At 64.8% G+C, this 22,572-nt stretch carries 18 protein-coding genes and 5 pseudogenes; 15 read left to right on the top strand and 8 right to left on the bottom strand.

Annotation, left to right across the window (positions count from 1 at the left end; translation table 11 throughout):
- The first annotated feature begins 3 nt into the window (after window positions 1-3).
- The 5 genes and pseudogenes from ACSQ89_RS21195 to ACSQ89_RS21175 all read left to right on the top strand — a co-directional run bounded on the left by ACSQ89_RS21195 (window position 4) and on the right by ACSQ89_RS21175 (window position 4,266).
- The gene (locus ACSQ89_RS21195; RefSeq protein WP_436290844.1) at window positions 4-783 is read left to right on the top strand and encodes an SDR family oxidoreductase; all 780 of its coding nucleotides are present in this window, start codon (window positions 4-6) and stop codon (window positions 781-783) included.
- The gene (locus tag ACSQ89_RS21190) at window positions 780-2,027 is read left to right on the top strand and encodes a CaiB/BaiF CoA transferase family protein (RefSeq protein WP_436290845.1); all 1,248 of its coding nucleotides are present in this window, start codon (window positions 780-782) and stop codon (window positions 2,025-2,027) included. The genes ACSQ89_RS21195 and ACSQ89_RS21190 overlap by 4 nt, the downstream gene beginning before the upstream one ends.
- 4 nt (window positions 2,028-2,031) lie before the next feature.
- Window positions 2,032-2,825: pseudogene (locus tag ACSQ89_RS21185) on the top strand (crotonase/enoyl-CoA hydratase family protein).
- Window positions 2,822-3,409 carry an NADPH-dependent FMN reductase gene (locus tag ACSQ89_RS21180; RefSeq protein ID WP_436290847.1) on the top strand — a complete coding sequence of 196 codons (588 nt, stop codon included), beginning with the start codon at window positions 2,822-2,824 and terminating at the stop codon, window positions 3,407-3,409. The pseudogene ACSQ89_RS21185 and the gene ACSQ89_RS21180 overlap by 4 nt, the downstream one beginning before the upstream one ends.
- Window positions 3,406-4,266, top strand: a complete 861-nt coding sequence (locus tag ACSQ89_RS21175) for a fumarylacetoacetate hydrolase family protein (protein ID WP_436290848.1) — start codon at window positions 3,406-3,408, stop codon at window positions 4,264-4,266. The genes ACSQ89_RS21180 and ACSQ89_RS21175 overlap by 4 nt, the downstream gene beginning before the upstream one ends.
- A 57-nt stretch (window positions 4,267-4,323) precedes the next feature.
- Here ACSQ89_RS21175 and ACSQ89_RS21170 read toward each other — a convergent pair.
- The 5 genes and pseudogenes from ACSQ89_RS21170 to ACSQ89_RS21150 all read right to left on the bottom strand — a co-directional run.
- Window positions 4,324-4,596, bottom strand: a pseudogene (locus ACSQ89_RS21170) (transposase); the annotation flags it as partial.
- Window positions 4,597-4,673: 77 nt separating this feature from the next.
- The gene (locus ACSQ89_RS21165) at window positions 4,674-4,904 is read right to left on the bottom strand and encodes a hypothetical protein (RefSeq protein ID WP_436290849.1); all 231 of its coding nucleotides are present in this window, start codon (window positions 4,902-4,904) and stop codon (window positions 4,674-4,676) included.
- Window positions 4,905-5,191: 287 nt separating this feature from the next.
- Window positions 5,192-7,366: a catalase/peroxidase HPI gene (gene katG, locus ACSQ89_RS21160; RefSeq protein ID WP_436291116.1), complete on the bottom strand. Its 2,175-nt coding sequence runs from the start codon at window positions 7,364-7,366 to the stop codon at window positions 5,192-5,194.
- 253 nt (window positions 7,367-7,619) lie between these two features.
- Window positions 7,620-7,733: pseudogene (locus tag ACSQ89_RS21155) on the bottom strand (IS6 family transposase); the annotation flags it as partial.
- Between the two features lie 664 nt (window positions 7,734-8,397).
- Window positions 8,398-9,318 (bottom strand): MBL fold metallo-hydrolase, encoded by a 921-nt coding sequence (locus ACSQ89_RS21150; protein ID WP_436290850.1) that lies wholly within the window; start codon window positions 9,316-9,318, stop codon window positions 8,398-8,400.
- Window positions 9,319-10,044: 726 nt separating this feature from the next.
- On the opposite strand from ACSQ89_RS21150, the gene ACSQ89_RS21145 reads away from it, so the two are divergent.
- A complete protein-coding gene (locus tag ACSQ89_RS21145) occupies window positions 10,045-10,590 on the top strand; it encodes a hypothetical protein (protein WP_436290851.1) in 546 nt (181 codons plus the stop codon).
- Between the two features lie 346 nt (window positions 10,591-10,936).
- On the opposite strand, the gene ACSQ89_RS21140 is transcribed toward ACSQ89_RS21145, so the two are convergent.
- Both ACSQ89_RS21140 and ACSQ89_RS21135 read right to left on the bottom strand, forming a co-directional pair.
- Window positions 10,937-11,962, bottom strand: coding sequence for a dienelactone hydrolase family protein (locus ACSQ89_RS21140; RefSeq protein WP_436290852.1), 1,026 nt, complete (start codon window positions 11,960-11,962; stop codon window positions 10,937-10,939).
- Entirely contained in the window at window positions 11,959-13,923 is a 1,965-nt protein-coding gene (locus tag ACSQ89_RS21135; RefSeq protein ID WP_436290853.1) for an adenylate/guanylate cyclase domain-containing protein, read from the bottom strand. The genes ACSQ89_RS21140 and ACSQ89_RS21135 overlap by 4 nt, the downstream gene beginning before the upstream one ends.
- Window positions 13,924-14,404: 481 nt before the next feature.
- On the opposite strand from ACSQ89_RS21135, the gene ACSQ89_RS21130 reads away from it, so the two are divergent.
- From ACSQ89_RS21130 to ACSQ89_RS21090, 9 genes and pseudogenes are all read left to right on the top strand, one after another.
- Window positions 14,405-14,872, top strand: coding sequence for a ferritin-like domain-containing protein (locus tag ACSQ89_RS21130; RefSeq protein ID WP_093102723.1), 468 nt, complete (start codon window positions 14,405-14,407; stop codon window positions 14,870-14,872).
- Window positions 14,873-15,272: 400 nt separating this feature from the next.
- The gene (locus ACSQ89_RS21125) at window positions 15,273-16,331 is read left to right on the top strand and encodes a DUF3500 domain-containing protein (RefSeq protein ID WP_436290854.1); all 1,059 of its coding nucleotides are present in this window, start codon (window positions 15,273-15,275) and stop codon (window positions 16,329-16,331) included.
- A 104-nt stretch (window positions 16,332-16,435) separates the two neighbouring features.
- Window positions 16,436-16,624, top strand: a complete 189-nt coding sequence (locus ACSQ89_RS21120) for a LysR family transcriptional regulator (RefSeq protein ID WP_244503725.1) — start codon at window positions 16,436-16,438, stop codon at window positions 16,622-16,624.
- On the top strand, window positions 16,588-16,875 hold the full coding sequence (locus ACSQ89_RS21115; RefSeq protein ID WP_436290855.1) for a LysR substrate-binding domain-containing protein: 288 nt from the start codon (window positions 16,588-16,590) through the stop codon (window positions 16,873-16,875). The genes ACSQ89_RS21120 and ACSQ89_RS21115 overlap by 37 nt, the downstream gene beginning before the upstream one ends.
- Before the next feature lie 55 nt (window positions 16,876-16,930).
- Window positions 16,931-17,365 (top strand): LysR substrate-binding domain-containing protein, encoded by a 435-nt coding sequence (locus tag ACSQ89_RS21110; protein ID WP_436291117.1) that lies wholly within the window; start codon window positions 16,931-16,933, stop codon window positions 17,363-17,365.
- Window positions 17,295-18,017: pseudogene (locus tag ACSQ89_RS21105) on the top strand (LysR substrate-binding domain-containing protein). Before ACSQ89_RS21110 ends, ACSQ89_RS21105 begins: the two are co-directional and overlap by 71 nt.
- A gap of 42 nt (window positions 18,018-18,059) precedes the next feature.
- Window positions 18,060-18,266 carry a hypothetical protein gene (locus tag ACSQ89_RS21100; protein WP_093102726.1) on the top strand — a complete coding sequence of 69 codons (207 nt, stop codon included), beginning with the start codon at window positions 18,060-18,062 and terminating at the stop codon, window positions 18,264-18,266.
- A 248-nt stretch (window positions 18,267-18,514) separates the two neighbouring features.
- Window positions 18,515-18,985 (top strand): DM13 domain-containing protein, encoded by a 471-nt coding sequence (locus ACSQ89_RS21095; protein ID WP_436290856.1) that lies wholly within the window; start codon window positions 18,515-18,517, stop codon window positions 18,983-18,985.
- A 204-nt stretch (window positions 18,986-19,189) separates the two neighbouring features.
- A pseudogene (locus ACSQ89_RS21090) lies at window positions 19,190-19,375 on the top strand (MFS transporter); the annotation flags it as partial.
- An 895-nt stretch (window positions 19,376-20,270) separates the two neighbouring features.
- On the opposite strand, the gene ACSQ89_RS21085 reads toward ACSQ89_RS21090, so the two are convergent.
- The gene (locus ACSQ89_RS21085) at window positions 20,271-22,457 is read right to left on the bottom strand and encodes a S8 family serine peptidase (protein WP_436290857.1); all 2,187 of its coding nucleotides are present in this window, start codon (window positions 22,455-22,457) and stop codon (window positions 20,271-20,273) included.
- Window positions 22,458-22,572: the final 115 nt, after the last annotated feature.

The raw sequence follows: 22,572 nt of genomic DNA, 5'->3' as shown, positions 1-22,572 counted from the left end.
ACCATGGATCTGGGAGTGCAAGGCCGCAGGGCCATCGTTTGCGCGTCATCGCAGGGGCTGGGCCTGGCCTGCGCCGAATCGCTGGCGGGCGAGGGCGCCATCGTCTACATCAACGGCCGGACGCGAGCGAAGTTGGAGAGCGTGGCAGCCGCGCTGGCGGAGCGCACCGGGGCCAGGGTGGTGCCCGTTTGCGCCGACATCGACACCGACGAAGGCCGAAGGACGCTGCTTGCAGCATGCCCGGAGCCCGATATTCTGGTCAACAACAACGCCGGTCCGTCGCCCGGGAAGCTGGATGAATGGACGCCGCAGGTCTGGGAAAGGGCATTGGCCGCCAACCTGCTGAGCCCGATCTACCTGATGCAGGCGCTGGTGCCGGGCATGCGAGCGCGCAAGTTCGGCCGCATCGTCAGCATCACCTCGGCGATGGTCAAGACGCCGCGCCCGCACATGGCGCTTTCGACCACCGCGCGCACCGGCCTCACCGCATTCGCCAAGGCGCTTTCGCTCGACGTCGCCTGCGACAACGTCACGATCAACCAGCTGCTGCCCGAGCGCATCGACAGCCCTCGCCAGGTCGAAATGACGGAGCGCCTGATGAAGGCGGAGAAGCTGGGCTGGGACGAGGCGCGAGAGCGCATCACCGCAGGCATTGCGGCCCGGCGCTTCGGCACGCTGAAGGAGTTCGGCGATGCCTGTGCCTACCTGTGCAGCGTGCAGGCAGGCTTCATCTCGGGGCAGAACCTGCAGCTCGACGGGGGCTCTTACCCCGGTTTGCTATGAACGACGTAGTTGCCGGCCGCGGCGCGCTGTCGCATCTCAAGGTGCTGGACTTGTCGCGCATCCTGGCGGGCCCGTGGGCCGGCCAGCTGCTGGCGGACCTCGGCGCGGAAACCTTCAAAGTCGAGCGGCCGGGCGTCGGCGACGACACGCGCGCCTGGGGTCCGCCCTTCGTGAGGGACGCAGCAGGCGAGGCACTCGATGCGGCGTATTTCCTGTGTGCGAACCGCAACAAGAAGTCCCTCGCCATCGATTTCACGCGGCCGGAGGGGCAGGCCCTGATTCGGTCGCTGGCTGCGCAATGCGACGTGCTGATCGAGAACTTCAAGGTCGGTGGCTTGGCAGCCTACGGGCTCGACTACGAGAGCCTGCGCGAAGTCAATCCGGGGCTGATCTATTGCTCCATCACCGGCTTCGGCCAGACAGGGCCTTATGCGGCGAGACCGGGCTACGATTTTCTGATCCAGGGAATGGGTGGCTTGATGAGCATCACCGGGCCGGCGGCGGGCGAGCCGGGCGCCGGCCCGCAAAAAGTGGGCGTGGCCGTCACCGATGTCATGACGGGCCTTTACGCCACCGTCGGCATTCTGGCGGCCTTGGCGCATCGCGAGCGCACCGGAGAAGGGCAGCACATCGACGTCGCACTGCTGGACGTGCAGGTGGCGGCGCTTGCCAACCAGGCGGCCAACTATCTCGTTGGCGGCATTGCGCCTGGGCGCATGGGCAACGCGCACCCCAACATCGTGCCGTACCAGGATTTCCCGACCGCCGATGGTCACATGATCGTGGCCGTCGGCAACGACGGACAGTTCGCGCGCCTGTGCGCCGAGCTCGGCGCGCCGGAGATCGCCGCCGACGCGCGCTTCGCAGCCAACCGGGATCGCATTGCGCATCGCGAAGAGCTCGCCGCAGAGCTGGCGCACCTTACCGGCGCGCGCAACACCGCGCACTGGATCGCTGCGCTCGAGGAGGCGGGTGTCCCTTGCGGGCCGATCAACACCATCGACCAGGTGTTCGACGATCCCCAGGTTCGTTCCCGGGGTATGCAGGTCGACCTGCCGCATCCCGGCGGCGGGACGGTGCCCCTGGTGGCGAATCCGTTGCGCTTCTCTGCATCGCCTGTCCGTTACCACATGGCGCCCCCCGAACTGGGCGCCCACACCCGGGAAGTGCTGGGCTCCGTGCTCGGCATGCCCTTGCAGCAGATGGACGCGCTGGCAGACGCCCGTGTCATTCAGATCGATTGAAACCATGAACCCACCGATCCGATACGAAGTCGACGGTCCCATCGCCGTCATCACGCTGGACACGCCCGAAACGCGCAACGCACTGGCCTCCCAGGCGCAGTACGAAGGCATCGAGTCCGCATGCGCTGCCATTGCACGCGACCGGCGCATTCGCGCGGCCATCGTGACCGGTTCGGGCAGTGCGTTCTGCGCCGGCGGCGACATCAAGCAGATGCTCGAGCGCATCAAGGACCCTCACCTGGAGCCGGTCGACGACAGGTACCACTACAAGGAAGGCATACACCGCATCCCCTGGCGCTGTATCACCTGGAGGTTCCGACCATCGCGGCGGTCAATGGCCCGGCGATCGGCGCGGGGCTCGACCTTGCGTGCATGTGCGATGTGCGCATCGCCGCGCCCTCGGCACGTTTCGCCGAGAGCTTCGTCAAGCTGGGAATCATTCCTGGCGATGGCGGCGCCTTCCTCTTGCAGCGCCTGGTGGGACCCTCAAAGGCGGCCGAGATGACCTTCACCGGTGACGCGATCGACGCCGATGAGGCTCTGGCATGCGGACTGGTCTCCGCCGTCGTTCCTGAAGCGCAACTGATGGCACACGCGGTGCGACTTGCCGTGCGGATGGCGGCCAATGCACCGCATGCGCTTCGCATGGCCAAACGCCTGATGCGCGAGGCGCAGCATGCGCGGCTGGAAACCGTTCTCGAGATGTCCGCGGCGTTCCAGGCCATTGCCCATCACAGCCGCGACCATGCCGAACGGATCACCCAGGCGGTCGCGCAGCTCGGGCGGGCAAGCGCATGAAGGCGCGTCTCGGCGTTCTGGTCTGCAGCACCCGCCCGGGACGGGTCGGCCCGCGTATTGCCCAATGGATGCTGGAGCTCGCCTCGGCGCACGATCGGTTCGACGCCAGCCTGCTCGACATCGCAGCCTTCGATCTGCCCGTGTTCGACGAGCCCGAGCATCCCCGCCTGCGCAACTACCGCCACGCGCACACGCGGGCGTGGTCGGCCGCAGTGGACAGCATGGATGCATTCCTGTTCGTCATGCCCGAGTACAACTACGGTCCGCCGCCTTCGCTTCTTAACGCGCTGAACTACCTGGTGCATGAATGGCAGTACAAGGCCTTGGCCTTCGTCAGCTATGGCGGCATCTCGGGCGGCATGCGCGCCGTGCAGGTCACGAAGCAGCTGGTCACGACCTACAAGATGGTGCCCATGCTCGAGGCGGTGGCGCTCCCCAATGTTGCGCAGCAGCTCGCCGGTGAGCGCTTCGCGCCCCTTCCCATCCACACCGAATCGGCGTACGTGATGCTCGATGAGTTGCATCGCTGGACGCACGCACTCACCCCGCTGCGCCATTCCCACAACACGAAAGCAATGTCATGAAATTCATCAGTTTCGAAATCGACGGGAAAGCCTCCTATGGCTTGGTCGAAGGCGAGGGCGTGATTGATCTCGCTGCGGTTTTCGGCGCGCAGGCAGCCGACCTGAAAGCACTGATCGCCCACGGCCTGCTGGGCCAGGCCGCCGAAGTCGCGGCCGGCCGGTCCGCGGCCTTCGCCTTGGCCGATGTCACGCTGCTGCCCGTGATCCCGAACCCCGGAAAGATCGTGTGCGTGGGCCTGAACTACCGCGAGCACGTCCACGAGACCGGACGAACCGTCACCGAGAGCCCGACGCTCTTCTTGCGCGTGCCGCAGTCGCAGGTGGCGCATGGGCAGGATCTGATACTGCCGCCTGAATCCAGCCGACTCGACTACGAAGGCGAGATTGCCGTCGTCATCGGTGCGGGTGGACGCCGCATCGCGGAAGCCGAGGCCTGGAAGCACGTCGCCGGCTACGCCTGCTACAACGATGGAAGCATCCGCGACTGGCAGAACGCCACCCCGCAATGGACCGCCGGCAAGAACTTCTGGCGCACCGGCGCATTCGGTCCGTGGATGGTGCCGGCCAGCGAGATCGAACCCGGCCGGAAGATGACCTTGGTGACGCGGCTGAATGGCCAGGAGATGCAGCGCGCATCGACCGACATGCTGATTCACAGCATTCCGCGCCAGATTGCCTACATCTCGACTTTCACCCCGCTCGAACCGGGCGACGTGATCGTCACCGGGACGCCAGGCGGTGTCGGCGCAAAGCGCACGCCGCCTGTTTTCATGAAGGCGGGCGACGTGGTCGAAGTCGAGGTCGACGCGGTCGGAACGCTTCGCAACCGCGTCTGGACCGAACCGGCTCAAGCCTGAGAGATCTCGCGACTACGAAATCTCCTGGATGGCTTGAGCGGCAGACGGCACGGATCTCACGAAGTCACGCAGCGCCTGGCTGCCGTAGAGCGCGTCTTCCAGCGCTTCGTCGGCCAGGCCGTACCACTGCTGGAGGCAGTACATGCGCAGCATCCTGGGAACGCCGATCGGCTGTCGGCCGACGCGCCCGCTCGTGGGGTACAGCGGCTCGATCACGGCAATCAGTCGCGCCCACGGCACGACGCGCTCCATGTCGGCCAAGAACTTCTCGCGACGAGTGCGCTTCTTCTTCATCGCGTACTCGGCGCTGGCAAAGCTGCGTTGGTTCATCTCGGTTGTGCTGTGATTTGCGGTGTCTTCACGCATGCACGGGCCGTGCCCGAAGCAACCTATTGATCAGCATTTCCCTAGATCAATGCCCGCAGTCGGCGCTGGGCGCGGTCGAGTCCGACGACTAAGCGATTCTCGATACTTTCCGCCTCCGTGATTCGCTCGTCGAGCCATGCTGCATCCGTGCATCCGACTTGGGACATCTTCTGCATCATGACGCCGATGAGGGCGTTTTGATCCGTGATCAACCCATCCCAGAGGTCAATATCCGCCTGGGCGCCTTGTATTTCTAGGTAGCTGGCCGTCATCGTTGTCTCCTGCGCGCTTGGCTGCATAGGCGTAGCGGCGTTAACTTGCGAATAGGCCATGTCCGGACATATGGGGCAAGACCATCTTGCTCGTGAAAATCGCGACCAGACATAGCTTCCGCCTGGCGATCGGCAGGCCGCGCCTGAGGAGGCCATCGTTCGTTGGCCTCCTGCAAGCTTCAGTTGGCGAAGTTCCAGCGCCACGGCGTTGCATGTGATGGCATCGCCGGGCGCTCGCAACGGCGACTGCCTTAAAGCTATTTCGAATCGGCAACCATGAGGATTGTCTAGACCATGTCGAACCGGCCAAGGTTCATCACCTTGGTCCACGCCGCGATGAAGTCCTTCACGAACTTCTCCTGCGCGTCCGAACTGCCGTAGACCTCGGCCAGGGCGCGCAGCACTGAATTGGAGCCGATCGCCAGGTCCACGCGAGTCGCGGTTCCCTTGCGCTCGCTTGTCTTGCGTTCAACTCCCTCGTACAGGTTGTTCTCGCCGGGCACAGCCTTCCAGGTCGTGTTCAGGTCGAGCAGGCGCACGAAGAACTCGTTGGTCAGCGCGTGCTCCTTCTGGCTGAAGATGCCGTGCTTGGTGGCACCGACGTTGGCGCCCAGCGCGCGCATGCCGCCCACCAGCACCGTCATCTCGGGCGCGGTCAGGGTGAGCAGCTGCGCCTTGTCGATCAGCAGCGCATCGGCGGGAACGTTGTAGTCCTTCTTGAGGTAGTTGCGGAAGCCGTCGGCCACCGGCTCGAGCACCGCCATGGCTTGCACATCGGTCTGCTCCTGCGACGCGTCCATTCGGCCCGGGGTGAAGGGCACCGTCACGTTGTGACCGGTGTTCTTGGCCCCCTGCTCGACGCCGGCGCAGCCGGCCAGGACGATAAGGTCGGCCATCGAGACCTTCTTGCCGCCCGATTGTGCCTTGTTGAACTCGCCCTGGATTCCTTCCAGCGTCTTGAGCACCTTGGCCAGCTTGGTCGGCTCGTTGACTTCCCAGTCCTTTTGAGGCGTGAGGCGGATGCGGCCGCCGTCGGAGCCGCCCCGCATGTCGGAGCCGCGGAAGGTGGAGGCCGAGGCCCAGGCCGTCAACACCAGGTCGGACACCGACAGGCCCGAGGCCAGCACCTTGGCCTTGAGCGCCGCGATGTCCTTGTCGTCGATCAGGGGATGGTCGACCTTCGGAATCGGGTCTTGCCAGATCAGCTCTTCGGCGGGCACTTCCGGGCCGAGGTAGCGCGAGCGCGGGCCCATGTCGCGATGCGTCAGCTTGAACCAGGCACGCGCAAACGCGTCGGCAAGCTGCTCGGGGTGCTCGAGGAAGCGCCGCGAGATCTTTTCGTAGGCAGGGTCGATGCGCAGTGAAAGATCGGTGGTCAGCATGGTGGGCACGCGCTTCTTCGACTTGTCGTGGGCATCCGGAATGTCCGCCGCAGCGCCCTTGGCCTGCCACTGTCCCGCGCCGGCCGGGCTCTTGACCGGTTCCCACTCGAACTTGAACAGGTTCTCGAAGAAGTGGTTGCTCCACTGCGTCGGCGTCTGTGACCAGGTGACTTCCAGGCCGCTGCTGATCGCATCGCCGGCGATGCCGCTGGCGTGAGTGCTCTTCCAGCCCATGCCCATCTCCTCCAGGTCGGCCGCTTCCGGGGTCGAGCCGACGAGGTCTGCTGGGCCGGCGCCATGGGTCTTGCCGAAGGTGTGGCCGCCGGCGATCAGGGCGACGGTTTCCTCGTCGTTCATCGCCATGCGGGCGAAGGTTTCGCGGATGTCCCTGGCCGCCGAGAGCGGGTCCGCGTTGCCGTTCGGGCCTTCCGGGTTGACGTAGATCAGGCCCATCTGCACTGCAGCGAGCGGGTTTTCCAGGTCGCGGTCGCCGGTGTAGCGCTTGTCCTCCAGCCACGTCGTCTCTTTGCCCCAGTAGACGTCCTGGTCGGGCTCCCAGGTGTCCGGACGGCCGCCGCCGAAGCCGAAGGTCTTGAAGCCCATCGATTCCAGGGCCACGTTGCCGGTCAGGATCATCAGGTCGGCCCACGAGATCTTGCGGCCGTACTTCTGTTTGATCGGCCACAACAGACGCCGAGCCTTATCGAGGTTGACGTTGTCGGGCCAGCTATTGAGGGGCGCAAAGCGTTGCTGGCCCCGGCCGCCGCCACCACGCCCGTCGCCGGTACGGTAGGTACCGGCGCTATGCCAGGCCATACGGATGAACAGAGGCCCGTAGTGGCCGAAGTCCGCCGGCCACCAGTCCTGTGAGTCCGTCATCAGCGCACGCAGATCCTTCTTCAGCGACTCGTAGTCGAGGCTCTTGAACTCCTTCGCGTAGTCGAAGTCCTTGCCCATCGGATCGGACTTGGAGGAATGTTGGTGAAGCAGGTCCACCCGCAACTGGTTGGGCCACCAGTCACGATTAACATTGCCGCGGCCCACCGCATGGTGGAAGGGGCACTTGGCTTCCGCTTGTATCTCGCTCATGGTGAATCTCCAGTTCTTTGATTCAGAACTACACATTCTGGATCCGCACGGACGAATAGGGCAAACGCTTTGCCTATGACGGTGATAGCGCATTGCCACGTTGACGGACCGCGGTCGCAACCATGGCAGGTAGGCGGGGTGGGGACTCAGAAGGCGGGGGACGGATTTTGGGCGCTGGCGGTGAAATCACGTCTGTCGCAACGAGGAGGTTGTAACGAGCGAAGGCGGCTGCGAGGCACTGGGCTCAAAACGCCAGGCTGTAGAACTGGTGGGCAGCGGCCGTGACTTGGCCTTTGGGATACGCCAACTGCCCCATGTTGACCATGTGCATGTCTTCGATGCCGGCGATGTCGATTCTCGGCAATCGCTGCATAGCCGCTGAGAGAAGCGCCCGCTTCGCTTCCACGCGTCCTTCTGTTCAATGCCATCAGCATCACTCCGTCGAAGCAGGGGGCGCGCTTCGGATCTCGAACGCGCAGCAGGCGGGTGGGTGCGGCCGGCGGGCCGCGAGCGACCTGCGCCTTGGAAATCCAGGGCGGCGGAGCCTTTGCCATTCCGGCTGTGGAGGCTGGGGGCTCGATCTTGGCAGCGCCTGGGGCCTCCAGGGCAGGCGGCCGAGATGGCGGTTGCACGGTGCCTCGCACGGGCGGCGCTGCGGGCTTGATATGCCTCATCGATCTCAAGGCCCTCAGCGATGCATGGCCTAGGTACCCACCAAGGAGCCGGCAGCTGCGTACACGGAGGTCCAGCCCTCCCACGTCAGGACACTGGCTACAAGGCTGATGGCCACGATGAAGAGGAACGCCAGCAGCCGTGTCCTCGAGCTGCGCGACTGAACAACTTCTGCCGAGGCCTGCCGACCGATCGGTTGCATCCGGTGCAGTAGGTGCCAAAGAAGGTTGTCTGGTCGGTCCGTGCGCGCCTCGGCGATGGGGCATGAATTTGTCGAGGGTGCTGTTCTTTCCCCGGGGGGCGAAGCTCCCTAAAGCAGGCCCCTTTCGGCCTATTTCCTTGACAAGCGGTCAGTAATCCCAGTTGACGGGGACCCAACGAAAGACGTCGCCGGCGACCGCCACCCGGCCGACGGACGGGAACGACAGGTGAGCGGCCACCAGCGGCTCGCGGGTCGCCGCCAGCTCCCGCAAGAGACGGACCCGGACGCGGACCGCCTCCTCGGGGTCGTGGTCGAAAGCGTTGTACCAGTCGGGTCGGTCGAAATGGTCCGGGAACACGGCATCGCCGAGGAACGTCAGCCGGTCGTCGCCGGACGCGAGGCGGACCACGCTGTGCCCGGGGGTGTGGCCGCCGGTGCGACAGACGACCACCCCCGGCGCCACCTCGTACTCCGCCTCGAACGGCCGCAGCTGGCTGCGGTACTCGTCCATGACCCGCCCGGCGGCCGACCGAAGCACGTCCGGCATCCGCGGCGGAAAAGAGTTGCGGGAGAAATCGGGCGACGCCCAGAACTCGGCCTCGGCGGCCGCCAGGTGGATCGGCACGTCCGGACGCAGCCTGCCCTTCAGCCCGTCGGCGAGCAGCCCGCCAACGTGGTCCACGTGCAGGTGGGTAAGCACCACGTCGGTCACGGATGCGGGATCGATGCCGGCGGCCTCCAGTCGCATGGCCAGAAGCCCCCCGGCCCGCGGGAAGTCCGGGTACTCCGCCCCCATCCCAGCGTCGATGAGTACGGTCCGGCCGCCGCTACGCACCACGACCACGTTCAGCGGCCACTTGTACACGTCCGACGGCTGGAGCCTGTCGTCCAGCCAGGCCGCCAGGTCGGCCGGGGCGGCATTGGTGGCCAACGTCGTGGCTGGCAGCGGAAACACCCCATCGCTGATCACCAGCACGTCCATCTCGCCGACCCGCAGCGCGTAACGGGACGGAACCAGCTCGTCGCGCCGCTGGCTACCGGGGCGCAAGGTGTCATCTACAGAAAACATAGTGAAATCTCCAATAGACGGCCCAATTGCCCGGGCCAAACCAGTCGGACGACTGGCAGCAAGTCTCCGTTCAACACCTCAGGGTTGTCGGGCACGGATCACGGCAGAAGGCCGTATGTGTTCCATCGTAGATAGGGAGGGGGCACGAGCGGTAGGCCTGCAAGCGGGCGCACAGTGGTGCCTGAGACGCACCAATCAGCACCATGAAGGAGGACTGAGCCCGAAGGCCGCAGAGATCATCCACTTCACGCCGACCTACAGTTCCTGGCTCAACCAGGTTGAGCGATGGTTCGCGCTGATCACCGAGCGCGCCATCCGACGCAACTCCTTTATGGCCAGACCCGCCGCTGCGTGTTGTTTGGGGTCCCAGGAGGAACCGACACGTCTGTCGCACGCTTCGCGCAGATAGCCGGAACCCACCGACGCCGAGAACGGGGTTGACGGCTGGCGGCGGTCACGAGGCCGCGGGCTGGATGAAACCTTTTCAGTCGTGAAGCAGGTGTCCTGCGAGGGATCAATGTGTTTGCCGATCGCCGTCGCAGGATTACCCGAAAACAGCCGTTGGCGAACTTCGGCTCCTGGCCGCATTCTGTCCTTCCCGCTGAACCGAAGGGGGAGTAGGCGGCCTCCCGAGAGGACCCATGCGTTGCAACGCCCAGTAGCGCCAGCCGATACTGCACAACTCGGACGATGGCAGGCTAGCCCGCCCTCAGTACATTGCGCGGCATGACATCGCATACCCCACGAGCTACCGAGGAAAAGGCCTTCCAACGCGCCGACGGCATTGACGAGGACCGTCATCACCGCAGCTCGCGACGACCGCCTGCCTGGTTCAAGCTCTTGGTGCTCGGGTTCCACGTGCTCGCAGCCCCTGTTCTGCGCGGCCGCAGTTACCGCCGTCGCGGTGCTGCCGGCAGGGTGGAGGCGCTGGACGAGCTCGATGAAGTGGACTGGGGCTGCGCGTCGGCTAGCAAAAGCGAGCGGCAGACGCCCGGTGATTGGGTCTTTCCGAGCTTCTTCCTGTGCATGGCGGTAACCGCTCTGCCGTTGATAGGCACTCGCTGGACCACGCCGGAGGGTATGGCGACATGGTCTTCCTTCGCGGACGCCCTGGTGTTTTCACTTCCAGTCATTGTCCCGCTGCCATTCCTCTTCCTGGGCTGCCTGGGAACGCTGGCCCTACAGCCCGCGTCGCGAACGCCGGCAGCGCTTGGCTTCCTTGGCACGGCCATGCTCCTCGGGCTTGCGGGGATACACGCCTTGCTGGCGTAGATGTCGGTGCCTTCAGCCGCGATACCGAGTCCACCCAGCCTCAGGCGAACTTCCTCCAGCACCTCGTGAATGTCTTGGCGCCGCAACTGGCCTAACGAAGGGCCGGCTGGCGTCATCTCCGCCTAGCGGTGGTAACGACTGCTCTCGGCCCTATCCGGTCGTTCGGGCTTTGAGCCTGCCTGCCCCAAACCTGACATACACAAACACATTTCCCGGCGCGCGGGCACATTGCCGGCGCCCCGCGAGCTCGCGCATCGTCGGCCCTGTCTGGGGCGAGAGCGCCGTGGCATGAAACATCTTCCGTTCCGACCGTTTCGTGGATGAAGGTGTTCATGCGGCGGTCCTGTCAATGCCGAAAGTTGGCGTCCAGGAAGTCGATCAAATCGAGCGTGACATTGGCTTTTTGAGTTACGTTCGTATAGGCAGATACACCATTCTTGATGCAGGACTTGCGCATCTCCACGAACAATGCGCGGGAGTCGGTTTCCGCAAATGTCTTGCCCCCGTAGATAGACCGTCCGTCGGGCTCGACCACCACGTTGCAGTTGACGAACGTCTCCGTTCGCGCGTAGCGGTACATCGTTCGATTCACCGGGTCCCCGTCGAAACCGCTGGTGGCCCCGGGATACACCTTGACCGTACTTTTGCCGCCGGCCGCGGCGTACTCGTTCGCTAGGTCTTGACATGGCTTGACGCCTGCGACTTGGTCTTTGTCGCCGATCGCCATGAACACATTTGCGCTCGGTTTCGGCTCCCGTGGGTGAAGAAAGCATGCCGCGCCGACGGCCATTGCAACGGCGAAGCGCTCTTCCTTCTCCTCCTGCATGAAGGTCCGGTCGGCAGCAAGCAGGGCAATGGTTCCGCCTCGGCCGGCTCCCATGATGGCCATGCGGTCGCCCGGATAGCCGAGGGAGGCCAGGTACCTCTTCGCCGCGAATGCGTCACGGGTCTGCTCATATGTGGTGATCGTCGTGTTATCGGTTGACGCACCCGTGACGCCTCGCGGACCGTACGTATCGACGGCCAGCACGGCGTAGCCGGCTGAACTGATGGACCTGGCGTAGTGGCCCTCTCGGACGTCGCTCCATCCGTCCGATGCATTGACGATCACCACTGCGCCCCTGGCTGCCCCGGTGGGTTTGAAGAGGACACCTTTGATCGCAAACTCGGGCGCACCTTCTCGAGGGGACTTGAAAGTCATCAACGCACCTCCCTGGGGTTGTGCGTAGGTAAGCGGCACCGGAACCGTCGGCCTCCCCCCCCCGAACGGCGGCGGTACGAGCTGCTCTATCTGCGCATGTCCGGCAGCCGCAAGGAGTGCCGTCACTGCCAGCGCGATCGTTCGGTAGAAAGTCGAATAGACCCTTGTCATTTGCTGTCCTCCGGAAGGCCTGCCCTTCGAAGACCTGCCACAAGCCGCTCGCGTTGTGCAAGGAAGCCTGGGTCTGTCGACGGGTAAGTTAGAACGACGTAATCGATATTGCTCAGGGGCAGCAGTTGACGATGCTTGGCCATGTTGGCCGCGGCGGCGGCCTTCCGGCCGTGCAACGCATCGATCGCAGCGAGCATGAGGTAGGGCCGGCCGTTGTTCGGGAACTCGGCTGCCCAGTTCCGCAGGATCTCGTAGGCTTGGTCGTCGTGCCCCTGGGCAAACGCGGCATCGGCCCGGCTTTGGATGAGCCACTGCTGCGGGTGCGTCTGATAGGCCTGCAGGTCGTTGACTTTGTTGATGTGCTCCAGGGCTTCCGCCAAGCGTCCCTGTCGGATCAGTGCACTCGCCATGCGCAGATGGCCGATCTGATAGTCGGGGTTGATCTCGAACGCTCTTCGCCAGACCCAGAACGCCTCCTCGGGCTTTTGTCGAAGAATCAGCATTTCTGCCCAGGCCGAGAGATTCTGAGCATTGCCCGGCCCGAGATCGAGCGCTCTCTTCAGCACCTTCTCGGTGATGTCCAGCTTATCGCGGGGCGACTCGCTGTAGAAGTAGTAGAACTCCATCATGTGCGCCACGCCCAGGCCAACAGACGCGTCGACCGAATTCGGATCGGCTTTCGCCGCGAACTCAAATCGGTGGCGGGCCCGCTCCAGATCCTCTTTTGTGTTCCCTCGGTTCAGGTCGCGCCAAGCCAGCACGATGGCGTCCACGGGATCCTTTTCGTGGCCGGGGAGCCTTGCCCGAACGGTCTCTATCTCGTAGTAGCGCGCCGTCAAGGCGATCGCCACCTGATGCCCATAGTTCGACCGAGTGGCGTCGTCATCGCTCTTGAACTCGGCCTCGTGCAGCCGATAGACAGCGCCGGAAGCAATTTCCGTCAGGTAGGTGGTCACCCGGACTGCGTCGCGGTCGCGGATCACCCGCCCACCCAGCACGAACCGGACAGCTTGCTCCCGACCGATTCGCTCGAACTCCGGCGCCGCTGGATCTTGCCGGACGGTAGCGCCGCGCTCGATCACTCGCACGCCGCCGCGCACGAGTTGGGCGCCGATGCTGTCCGCCAGGTCATCGCCGAGCGATGACCCCGCGGCCTTGCCCCGCTTGTCATTGAAGGCGAGCACGGCGAGCGCTCGCCGGTTTATCACCTCCTCGTCGACATTCAGCGTGGGGGTCGCATGCCACTGCCAGGCGGCACCGGCGGCAAGGAAGGTGACGACAACCAGAGCGCCGGCACCCACCCAGCGCCAACGGCGCGCGCGCCGGGATGTCCGAACGGTCACGTCCACTGCGTTTGGCGCGAAATGTCGGTGGGTGATTCTTGCCTGCTCCACCAACGGAGCCCTCGCCAGTTCGTCAGTCCTAGTCACCCGGGGTGCCCGCAGCAGGCGCAACGCGCTGATGGGCTTTGCGATGTTCTTTACCTTCTGTTGGCCGATGTCCTCGAAGGCAGCGCCTGTGCGGTCCGAGGCGAACTCCTGCACAGCGTGGGAGACGACAACGCCTCCCGGCTCCGCCACCGCCTGCAGGCGCGACGCGATGTTGACGCCATCGCCATAGACCGTGCCATCCGGCTTCTCGATCAGGTCGCCGACGTGGATGCCGATGCGAAACAGCAATCGAAGGTGCTCGGGCGCAGCGTCGGCCCGTGTCGCGAGATCTTCCTGGATCTCAACGGCCGCCCGCACTGCGCCAATCGCCGTGTCGAACACAGCCAGCACCGAATCCCCGGATGTGTCGACCACTCGTCCGCTGGCCGCCTCGACATGGCTTCGAAAGACCTGGCGGGCCTCATCCAGCGCGCTCAACGTGCCCAAGTCGTCGAAAGACATCGATCGCGAATAGCCGACCGCATCCGCTGCCAGGATCGCCAGGAGTCGATGTCGGATGCCGTTTTGCATGGCAGCTTGCGTCTAAGCAACCCTTACTGCGTCTGCGCCATTGTCAAGCCCGAGCGCCGAAACGCCTAATGAGCACCGTGGCTTTAGCGCCCTGTATGGTCGTCGAAGACTTGATGATCATCCCGCTCGCGCTTGTGATGGCGGACAGCGGCGGCGCAGGCTGGGGCAAGTGATACCGCATCCTGATGAAGTCGCATTGGCAGTTGGGATGCAATCTGATCATTCTGGCCGGGGCCGCATGCTGCTTTGGCGCGCGGAATGGATGAGATTGCTAAATACACGCACAACCGTGTCGACAAGCTTCTATGGGCGACAAATGATCCCCCGTGCTTCTTGGTCGACGGAACGTGATGCGGGTCGGACTCGTCAAGACGCCGTTGGATCCGTTGTCTTTCGCCGTGATCGTGCCGCAACTACGCTCACCTCGCAGCAGTGCGGCGCGCGGCGCATAATTTTCTCCCCCTCATCCGGAAGCGCTGACATGGAACAGTTCGATCAAGCGAAGGTCGTCTCCGTGCTCAACCGGCTACTTGAAGCCGAGCTGGCCGGCGTGGTGCGCTACACGCACTACTCCTTCTTAGTGTTCGGCTTCGGCCGCATTCCCATCGTCTCGTGGCTGCGCGAACAGGCCAACGAATCGCTGCTGCACGCGCAGCAGGTCGGCGAGTGGATCACCACGCTCGGCGACTACCCCTCGCTCGCGATCGGGCCACTGCTCGATTCGCACCAGCACGACATCGCCGCCATGCTGCGCGAATCGCTTGACACCGAGGCGCGCGCGCTGGCCCTGTACCGCGAGCTGCTGTCGCATGTGGAAGGCCGCTCGGTGGCGCTGGAGGAGTTCGCGCGGCAGATGATCCACGCCGAGGAGTTGCACGCCGCGGACGTCGACAAGATGCTGCGCAAGCCAGGCGACGTGGCGGCGTTCTCGTCGAAGCCGGTGCCCTGAGCGTTCTGCCGCCCGCAGTCGGCAGCATGAATGGCGTACTGGCCCCGCGCCGGAGCCGAAGCAGGCGCGACCCTCCCCAGTGTTTCGGCCGGTGGACTGCCTTGCGAAACGCTTGGGCCATCCGGGCGTGTGCAAGAAGCTCATCCGTTCATCGAGCCCGAGTATGTGGGTGACCGCATCGAGCGCATCCAGCACATGAAGGCAAGCATCATGGCGAGCACAGAGAAGGGTTCGCGGTGGCTATCTCAATGACAGCCTCCCGCTGCATATCGGATCCTCACCGCCGCACCCGCCTTTGTGCCGCGTGAGTCGCAAGTGCTATGACCCCCAACTCGACTCGCCACCCCAACTCAGGCATTCTTGCACCTGTTCATTGGTCATTTCAGGTAGAAGACCAACCATGCTGCTGCGCACTCTCTCCGCCCGGATGACCTGCTGGACCTTGCTCGCCGTGGTGCCCCTTGCCGCCGCCGCGGCCGACACCAGCCGCGCGGCTCAGGCGATGACGGCCGCGGCGCGGGCGCTGCTGGAGGCGACGCCGGCGGGGCAGCAGCCAGAGCTGCTGCGGCCGTTCACGCTGGAGGCGCGCGGCGATTGGAACTACACGCCGCGTAGCCGGCCCGGCATTGCGTTCAAGACCATGGAGGATGCACAGCGCCAGGCAGCGCAGCAGTTGCTGGCCGCGGCCTTGTCGGAGCCGGGGCTGGTCAAGGTGCAGGCCATCATCGCCTTGGAGATCGCGCTGCGCGAGATCGAATCCTTCGGCCTCGCGCGCGATCCGGAGAACTACGCCATCGCGTTGTTCGGCACGCCGGACTCCACTTCGCCCTGGGGCTGGCGTATTGAAGGGCACCATCTCTCGCTGCACTTCACGCTGGCCGACGGCCAGGTAGTGGCCACGCTGCCGCAGTTTTTGGGTGCCAATCCGGCGCAGGTGCCGCGCGACATCGCCAACAAGGGCCCGCGCAAGGGCCAGCGCGCGCTGGGCGAGGAGGAAGACCGCGCCTTTGCGCTGCTGGCCGCGCTCTCGCCGGCGCAGCGCCAGCAGGCCATCTTCAGTGCCCGGCCGTTCGGTGACATCGTCACGCGCAATGCCGCCCAGCCGGACCCGTTGGCACCTGCGGGTGTGGCCTTCAGCGCCATGGACGCAGCGCAGCAAGCCTTGCTGCTGCGCATCATCGAGTCGCAGGCCTCGGTGGCCGAATCGTCGTTGGCGCAGCAACGACTGGAACGCGTGCGTGCGGGCGGCCTGGACGGCATCCGCTTCGGATGGGCCGGCGCCACCGAGCGCGGCCAGCCGCACTACTGGCGCGTCCAGGGCGCGCGCTTTTTGATCGAATGGGACAACTCGGGCGGCAACCACATCCACAGCGTGTGGCGCGACTTCCAGGGTGACTGGGGGCGCGACGTGCTCGGCGAACACTACCGCCGCGCGCGTGCAAGCAGCCACCGGCACTGAATGTCGCGTTCTGCCAGGGTTCACTTGGCTTGCCTTCGTTGGGCGCGGCTTGGCGGCAGCTGTGCTGAATCCACAACTTGGGGCACATCCTGCGGCATTGCGCTATGCCAGCGCGCAAGCTCAACACCACCCAGTCGGCCATCTCCAAGCGCGTGCAGGAGCTGGAGTCCTCGCTCGGCGCGCCGTTGTTCGACCGCGCCCAGCGGAATGCCAAGCTGTCGGAAAAGGGCGCCGAAGTGCTGCATCTGGCCAGCGGTTGCTCGAGCAGCACGATGCCGCAGTCGAGCAACTGAGCAATCCGGCCGTCATCTCGCGCCGCGTACGCATCGGCGTCGCCGAACTGACGGCCATCACCTGGCTGCTTCGCTTCGTCCAGCTGCTTCGCAAGAACTACCCGAAGGTCTTGATCGAACCCGACGTGGATGCGAGCGTGAGCCTGCGCGACAGGCTGCTGGCCGACGAGATGGATCTCATCATCGTTCCCGAGGCGGTGGCACAGCCCCGACTGTCAAAGTTGCATCTGGGCACGGTGCAGCTCGTCTGAATGTGCAAGCCCGGCCTCCTGCCAAGCTCGCGACTGGTGACGCAGGACGAGCCGGCTGCCACCACGATCCTTACACAGGGGCGGAACGTCCGGCACCGCGATCCTCTTCGAACCCTGGCTGCGCCCATTGGCCCTCGCGCAGGCGAGGACCATCAACAGCAACAACATGCTCGCACTCATCGGATTCACGGTGGCAGGCATCGGCGTCAGCTACCTGCCGCGCGCCTGTCTGAAGCCTCTCATCGATCGCCGTGCGCTGGCGGTTCTGAAGACATCGCCCGCCTTGCCCCTGGTGAACTACGTGGCGCTGTACCGAAGCGGCGGCCAGAGCTCGTTGATGTCGTCGATTGCCGAGCTGGCGCAGGAGGTCTGCGACTTCTCGGATCTGTTTCAAACCAGCGCGTTCGACGCGAAGTCGAATGATCTCGGCAGCGCGCTGTTCGGGGGCCTCGGGGTTCCACAGACTCGCGGGCGAACCGGAGTTCCATGACCGGCGGGCGGCAACAGACCCCTTATCCTCCTTCAACCTCCATCTGAACTTCCGCTCCACAGCGGGAGCGCGTTACTTGCAAAATGCAGAACTCCTTCTGCGCCACATCACCCAAGCGATCCACCAGGGCCACGTTCCTCGGAAAGTCTCTGGTGAAAACCGAGGGTACTTCCGGCGCACATCGTTCGGCTCCAGCTGGTCGAGGCTGCGGACCTTGCCGGACAGCATGGCGCGCGCGAGCGGAGTCGAGCGCTGCGATGTCGGCTTCGTAATTCTTCCAATGAGCCACTCGAGCACGCACGGCGAGCGGCCGACCTCGACTCGAATGGTCTGCGTGATGCCGAGCGATCACCCGCTCGCGAAACGAAAGCGGATCCGGCCGGCGGACCTGGCAGGCGAGTGATTCGTCTCGCATCCATATCCGCTCGAGTCGCGGTTGCATATCGACGCGCTCTTCGCTTCCTACGGCATCGAACGCAGGCTGAAGGTCGAAACGCAGGTGTCGGTCGGCGTCTGCGCCATGGTGGCCACCGGCCTCGGCGTGTCGCTGGTCGATCCCATCACCGCTCTGGAGCATCGCGGCGGGGGCCTGACCTTCCTGCCGTTCGAACCCGTCATGGTCATGGACCATGGGAGCGGGAGAAGCGAATAGGCCGCTGCTTCATACTGTGACTCCAACTGCAGGAGGCACGACATGGCGGACACGAGCTTCGAACACCACGGGCACCAGGTCGAGATCAAAGTCTGGCAAACTGAATCGCGTTGGGGGTGGTCGTTCCAGATCGATGATCGGTTGCCGGTTGAGAATGTTCAAACCGGTACGCACTCGGAGGAACAGGCGCTCATCGAGGCCAGGCACGAGGCAATCGCGGCGATCAAGGCGCTTGACGCAGCACCCTAGTCTGGCGAAGGGGATGGGGCGTTGCTTCATTTCACGCTGGCTTGTGTCAGCGCATGCGTTGGAACGGACGCGGAGTCGATGCACCCAAGGCGGCAACGCGCTGGAACTTCGCGCAAGGCGGCAATCGCTATCTTTTCGAGAGCGCCATGGCGGATCAGAATGGGCTGACCCTAGCGACGCCTTGGGCGCGCGCCCCATGTCGGCGTCTTTCTCAAACCCGTGAACTGCGACGCATTCGAAGGAGACTCATGAAGAAGATCCTCCTGCTCATTGTTTCGCACGCTCTCGTGGCCGCTACGGGCTTCGGCGCGGGCATCTATGCCTTACCCATTCTCACGGCGCCGCCCGCGCCCGCGCAGGCCGAAGTCACGGCATTGGCCGCGCAAGCGCAGTTCACCGGCCGGTTCAGGCGCGACCTGACAGACAGCGATGCCCTGCACTGGGGTGAGGGCACGGTGGCGGTGAGCCGCAGCGCGGTATCGTTGCAAGGCAAGATCGCGCCCGGGCCTGACTACAAGCTCTATCTCGCTCCGGAGTTCGTTCAGACCGAAGCCGACTTCCTGCGGCTGAAGCCGAAGATGCTGCGCGTAGGCGATGTGAAAACCTTCGAGAACTTCATCGTGCCGATGCCGGCATCTGCCGATCCGACGGCCTACAACACAGTCATCGTCTGGTGCGAATCGTTCGGCCAGTTCATCACTGCGGCCCAGTACCGATGACGCGGATGCGCCAACGCGCGAGAGTGGCGTGAAGGCCGCCTGTCTGAAAGTCCGACGAATCCGTCGCCGCTGCATGCATGGACACCGTAAGCGTCGTGGCGCCGGGTCCTTCGCCAACAGGCTCTCCAGCACATCGACGTGCGGCGGTCTCGAGTTCATGACACTGCGTAATGCGGTGTTGGCGCCGTCATTCGCTTGCGCGGCCGGGCGCTGCAGGCGACCGGCGTGGGCTTCGCGCTGGCAGTATCCGTTGCGGCCCTGGTGGGACCGGCGCAGGTAGCGGGGCGCGTGCTGGAGTTCAGCGTGTTGCAGCGTTTCCATGCGCTGCTGTCGGCGCGGTTGGCCGCGATGGCGCATTCCATTGGCGCTGCGGCATGCTGCTGTCCCGGTCGAACCCAAGCGGGAGGACTTGGCCGAACCAAGGCGTCTCACCCTTGAGACGCGCCTGCGCGCTCCCACAAGAAGGGGGATCGATGATGAGCGGCTTCTGAGCTGGCGCCGGGGGTGCTCAGCCAGCGCTGACATGCTTGGCCTGGCATTTCCGCTTCAATTTCAGCGGACGATCGAAAAAGGCCGCGGTCGTTTCGGGTCGGGGCAAGAGCCCTGTTGATTGGCGTTTTTTTTCGGGCTCCCGCTGCTCTGACCCACTGCCTACGGTGAACTGGGCAGTGACATTTGACGCCCGATCATTCTCAAAGGATCTCAGATGAAACTGAAGCGACGGGCCATTGCACCTGCTCTCATTGCCCTTGTCCTTGGCGCCAGCATCGCGCCCTCGATCTACGCAGCCGGGGGCGGAGGTGGAGGCGGGGGTGGCTCCGGCGGTGGGGCCGGCGGAGGTGGAGGCTCTGGCGGGGGCGCATCTGGCGGCGGGTCTGGAGCGGCCTCGGCCTCCGGAAGCGGCCCCGGCAACTCATCAACTTCCAATGCGAGTGCCACCGGATCAGCCAACGCGGCGACACCGGCCACGCCCGCCACCCCAGCGACCCCGGCGACTCCTGCGACTCCTGCGACGGCAACTTCCCCAGCTGCACCCGCCACCCCTGCGATACCGGCAACGCCGGCAACCCCCTCAGCTGCATCAACGAAGAAATAGCTGCGGCGCACCCGCAAAGACAGCCGTTGGCGCGATGCAAGGCGGATCGGCGGAAATGGGCGCCAGGCCCGCACAAGGCACTTCGCAGGGTAGGGCAGGGCAGCGTCGAGAAAAAGGCCCGCGCGAGGCGGGCTTTGAAGAGGGATAGTGGAACGGCGTGGTTCGGGCCGTAGCCGGGATTCGCGAACTTTAGCGTCGACCCAGGACAACCTGTGACGCCTCGGCGAATCGATCGATGACGAAGTCGATTCCGCGCACCTCCCATGCCACACCGAACCACACGTTGTCGGTCCCCGACCAGCGCCGAATTCGGATTTCGTAGGTCTCGCCACGTCGCGCCGCGAATTCGGCGATCTCATAGCTGTTGTCCCACGTATCGCTCGAGGCCACCGTCGCGCCGGTTGAATCCCGCACGTGCAGATCAAGGTCGACCGCCAGGACCGATGCGATCGGCAATTTGATGCCAAGGATGCTGAGCATCGTGATCTTCGAATCCCATGCCAGTGCGACCTTGACGGTGGGCGACAGCAGCACGCGGGGCACGCTGATGCGGTAAACATAGGTCAGGAAGCCGTCGGCGCCGACATCAGCCGACACGACCGTGCCGACGTCAAAGCCGCGGCGCGCCGGCGTATTGTTGCGGCCGCGGCGGGCGCGAGCGATCTGCACAGCGGCGTTCGTGTCGATGGCTCCGGCGCCGTCGGACGCGTCGACGCCAGCCACCACATCGTTTCGCCACGTGCTCCCGGCCGGGTTGCGCCAGGCGGCGGCCATCATGATGGCGCGGCAGCCTTCGGGCCACGAGCGCAGGGTCGCGTTCGCTTGCTGAATCAGTGCCACGCCGCCGGCCACGGCCGGGGCTGCCATGCTCGTGCCGCCGAGGGTCAGCTCTACGGCAGTGACACCGGTGCCGTTGGCGGCGATCTCGGGCAACTCGCGGTCACCGTGCGAAGAGCCGGGGTTGCGGAACACCGAATCCGAGGCCATTCCGCCGGCCGCGTCGTTGTGGTTACCCACGGCCAGGCGGTTGAAGCCTTTGTGGTTGACGAACTCGGTGTCCGCGCCGTTGCCAGCCGCTTCGCAAATGGTCGGATAGGGCCAGTGGAGCGCCAGATGGTCCTTGTAGACGTCATCGAACGACAGGCCGGCAGAAGTCTGCTCGTCGGGACGATGGAAGCTCTGGCTGATCACCGTGCACTCGCGGTCCTGCACTGCCCAGCGGAGCGCGTCAAGGTCGCGGCTGTTGGCGGAATGCAGGTTGCAGTCGGGTGCGTGGCCATGGGGCGCGTTGCGCTCGACGTTCTTGATGATGCCGTGTGTATGTCGCGAATGCTGGCTCGTCGCCGGGCTGCTGTCGAATTGATCGGTGATATCCAGGAGGCTGGTGTCGTCGGGGCCCAGCTCGTAGACGGCCACGTTGATGCCGGTGCCGGTGAAGCCCAAGGCATGCGCATCGTCGGCGTTGGCGATGCCTATGGAAGTACCGAGGTCATCAATACCTTCTGTCTGGTGCAGGAACACCGCGGCCACCTCGGGCAAAGTAGCGAGCTCGGCCACGCGGTCGGCGGCGACGGTACCGAAGACCACCGGCGCAGCGCTGTCGATGCGGTCTATCTTCATGCCTTGTCGCTCCGCTACCTTCGTGAAGCGGGCAGCCGCAGCCTGCCCTTCCTCTAGTGCCTTGGCCTCTGCAGGGAGGCGGCGGCGGACCACGCCCCGCGCTGGCTTGTCCGGAAGTTCGGCCTCCGGACTGTCCAGCCAAACCGCCACGGGTACTTTGCGTGCCGGCTGAGCCTCGATGCGCGCGTGCAGTGCGGGGTGCAGCTTGCCGTAGACCTTGTGCTGACGCCGTGCAAGCTCGGCAAACTCGCGGTCGATGTCGATGCGCTTGCCTTGTGCATCGAAGGCCAGTTGCGCGGGCTTGCGCGACTTGCGGTCCTCGGACTTGAAGACTTCGACCATGCCCGCCGCACAGGGGCCGATCAGTGGGCTGCGGCTGACCTTGAGATCGTCAAAGCGCAGACGTACCGCATGGCGGATCACGGTGTCGCGCGGCAGCGGGGCGCTTGTGTCGACCACGACAAATGGGATCTCGGAGTCCGGCAAGCTCTTGCCTGAGCGTTTGGACCACAGTTCCTCCACCCGCAGCATGTGCGAGCCTGGCGTGAGTGTCGACGTGTCGATCGCTGCACCGCGGCCGTCGGCCTGCGCTTTGACGTTGACACGTTGGCCTGCTACCGCGATGCCGCGCCAAGCCTCGGGCGAGACTGCAGCGTCAGCGCTAATCACGATCGCTCGTCCGCGCGGCACCACCTCGCCAGCTTGAAGTTCGACGGCATAGCCGGGTCTGCGATTGACCGTGTCAGTCTTGGACATGGGATCCCTTTCGAGAATGCGGACCGGCGCATCGTACATAGGGGTCGGTGATCTCGACATCCCCAGTAAGCAATAGACCGTGACCTATGCATGTCGAACAAGTTGGCGGAGCCCG

Origin of the sequence: Variovorax sp. LjRoot175 (assembly GCF_964253805.1) — a bacterium.
GTDB lineage: Bacteria > Pseudomonadota > Gammaproteobacteria > Burkholderiales > Burkholderiaceae_C > Variovorax.
The sequence above is the reverse complement of the archived record's forward strand: the minus strand, read 5'-3'. Positions and strand labels throughout refer to the sequence as shown.

What these genes read in the sequence shown, in the direction of transcription:
- ACSQ89_RS21135 (WP_436290853.1), bottom strand. Translation starts at nt 13,923, where the DNA reads ATGCAAAACGGCATCCGACATCGACTCCTGGCGATCCTGGCAGCGGAT.
- ACSQ89_RS21190 (WP_436290845.1), top strand. Translation starts at nt 780, where the DNA reads ATGAACGACGTAGTTGCCGGCCGCGGCGCGCTGTCGCATCTCAAGGTG.
- ACSQ89_RS21130 (WP_093102723.1), top strand. Translation starts at nt 14,405, where the DNA reads ATGGAACAGTTCGATCAAGCGAAGGTCGTCTCCGTGCTCAACCGGCTA.
- ACSQ89_RS21165 (WP_436290849.1), bottom strand. Translation starts at nt 4,904, where the DNA reads ATGACGGCCAGCTACCTAGAAATACAAGGCGCCCAGGCGGATATTGAC.
- ACSQ89_RS21145 (WP_436290851.1), top strand. Translation starts at nt 10,045, where the DNA reads ATGACATCGCATACCCCACGAGCTACCGAGGAAAAGGCCTTCCAACGC.
- ACSQ89_RS21180 (WP_436290847.1), top strand. Translation starts at nt 2,822, where the DNA reads ATGAAGGCGCGTCTCGGCGTTCTGGTCTGCAGCACCCGCCCGGGACGG.
- ACSQ89_RS21120 (WP_244503725.1), top strand. Translation starts at nt 16,436, where the DNA reads ATGCCAGCGCGCAAGCTCAACACCACCCAGTCGGCCATCTCCAAGCGC.
- ACSQ89_RS21125 (WP_436290854.1), top strand. Translation starts at nt 15,273, where the DNA reads ATGCTGCTGCGCACTCTCTCCGCCCGGATGACCTGCTGGACCTTGCTC.
- ACSQ89_RS21150 (WP_436290850.1), bottom strand. Translation starts at nt 9,318, where the DNA reads ATGTTTTCTGTAGATGACACCTTGCGCCCCGGTAGCCAGCGGCGCGAC.
- ACSQ89_RS21175 (WP_436290848.1), top strand. Translation starts at nt 3,406, where the DNA reads ATGAAATTCATCAGTTTCGAAATCGACGGGAAAGCCTCCTATGGCTTG.
- ACSQ89_RS21140 (WP_436290852.1), bottom strand. Translation starts at nt 11,962, where the DNA reads ATGACAAGGGTCTATTCGACTTTCTACCGAACGATCGCGCTGGCAGTG.
- ACSQ89_RS21100 (WP_093102726.1), top strand. Translation starts at nt 18,060, where the DNA reads ATGGCGGACACGAGCTTCGAACACCACGGGCACCAGGTCGAGATCAAA.
- ACSQ89_RS21095 (WP_436290856.1), top strand. Translation starts at nt 18,515, where the DNA reads ATGAAGAAGATCCTCCTGCTCATTGTTTCGCACGCTCTCGTGGCCGCT.
- ACSQ89_RS21195 (WP_436290844.1), top strand. Translation starts at nt 4, where the DNA reads ATGGATCTGGGAGTGCAAGGCCGCAGGGCCATCGTTTGCGCGTCATCG.
- ACSQ89_RS21085 (WP_436290857.1), bottom strand. Translation starts at nt 22,457, where the DNA reads ATGTCCAAGACTGACACGGTCAATCGCAGACCCGGCTATGCCGTCGAA.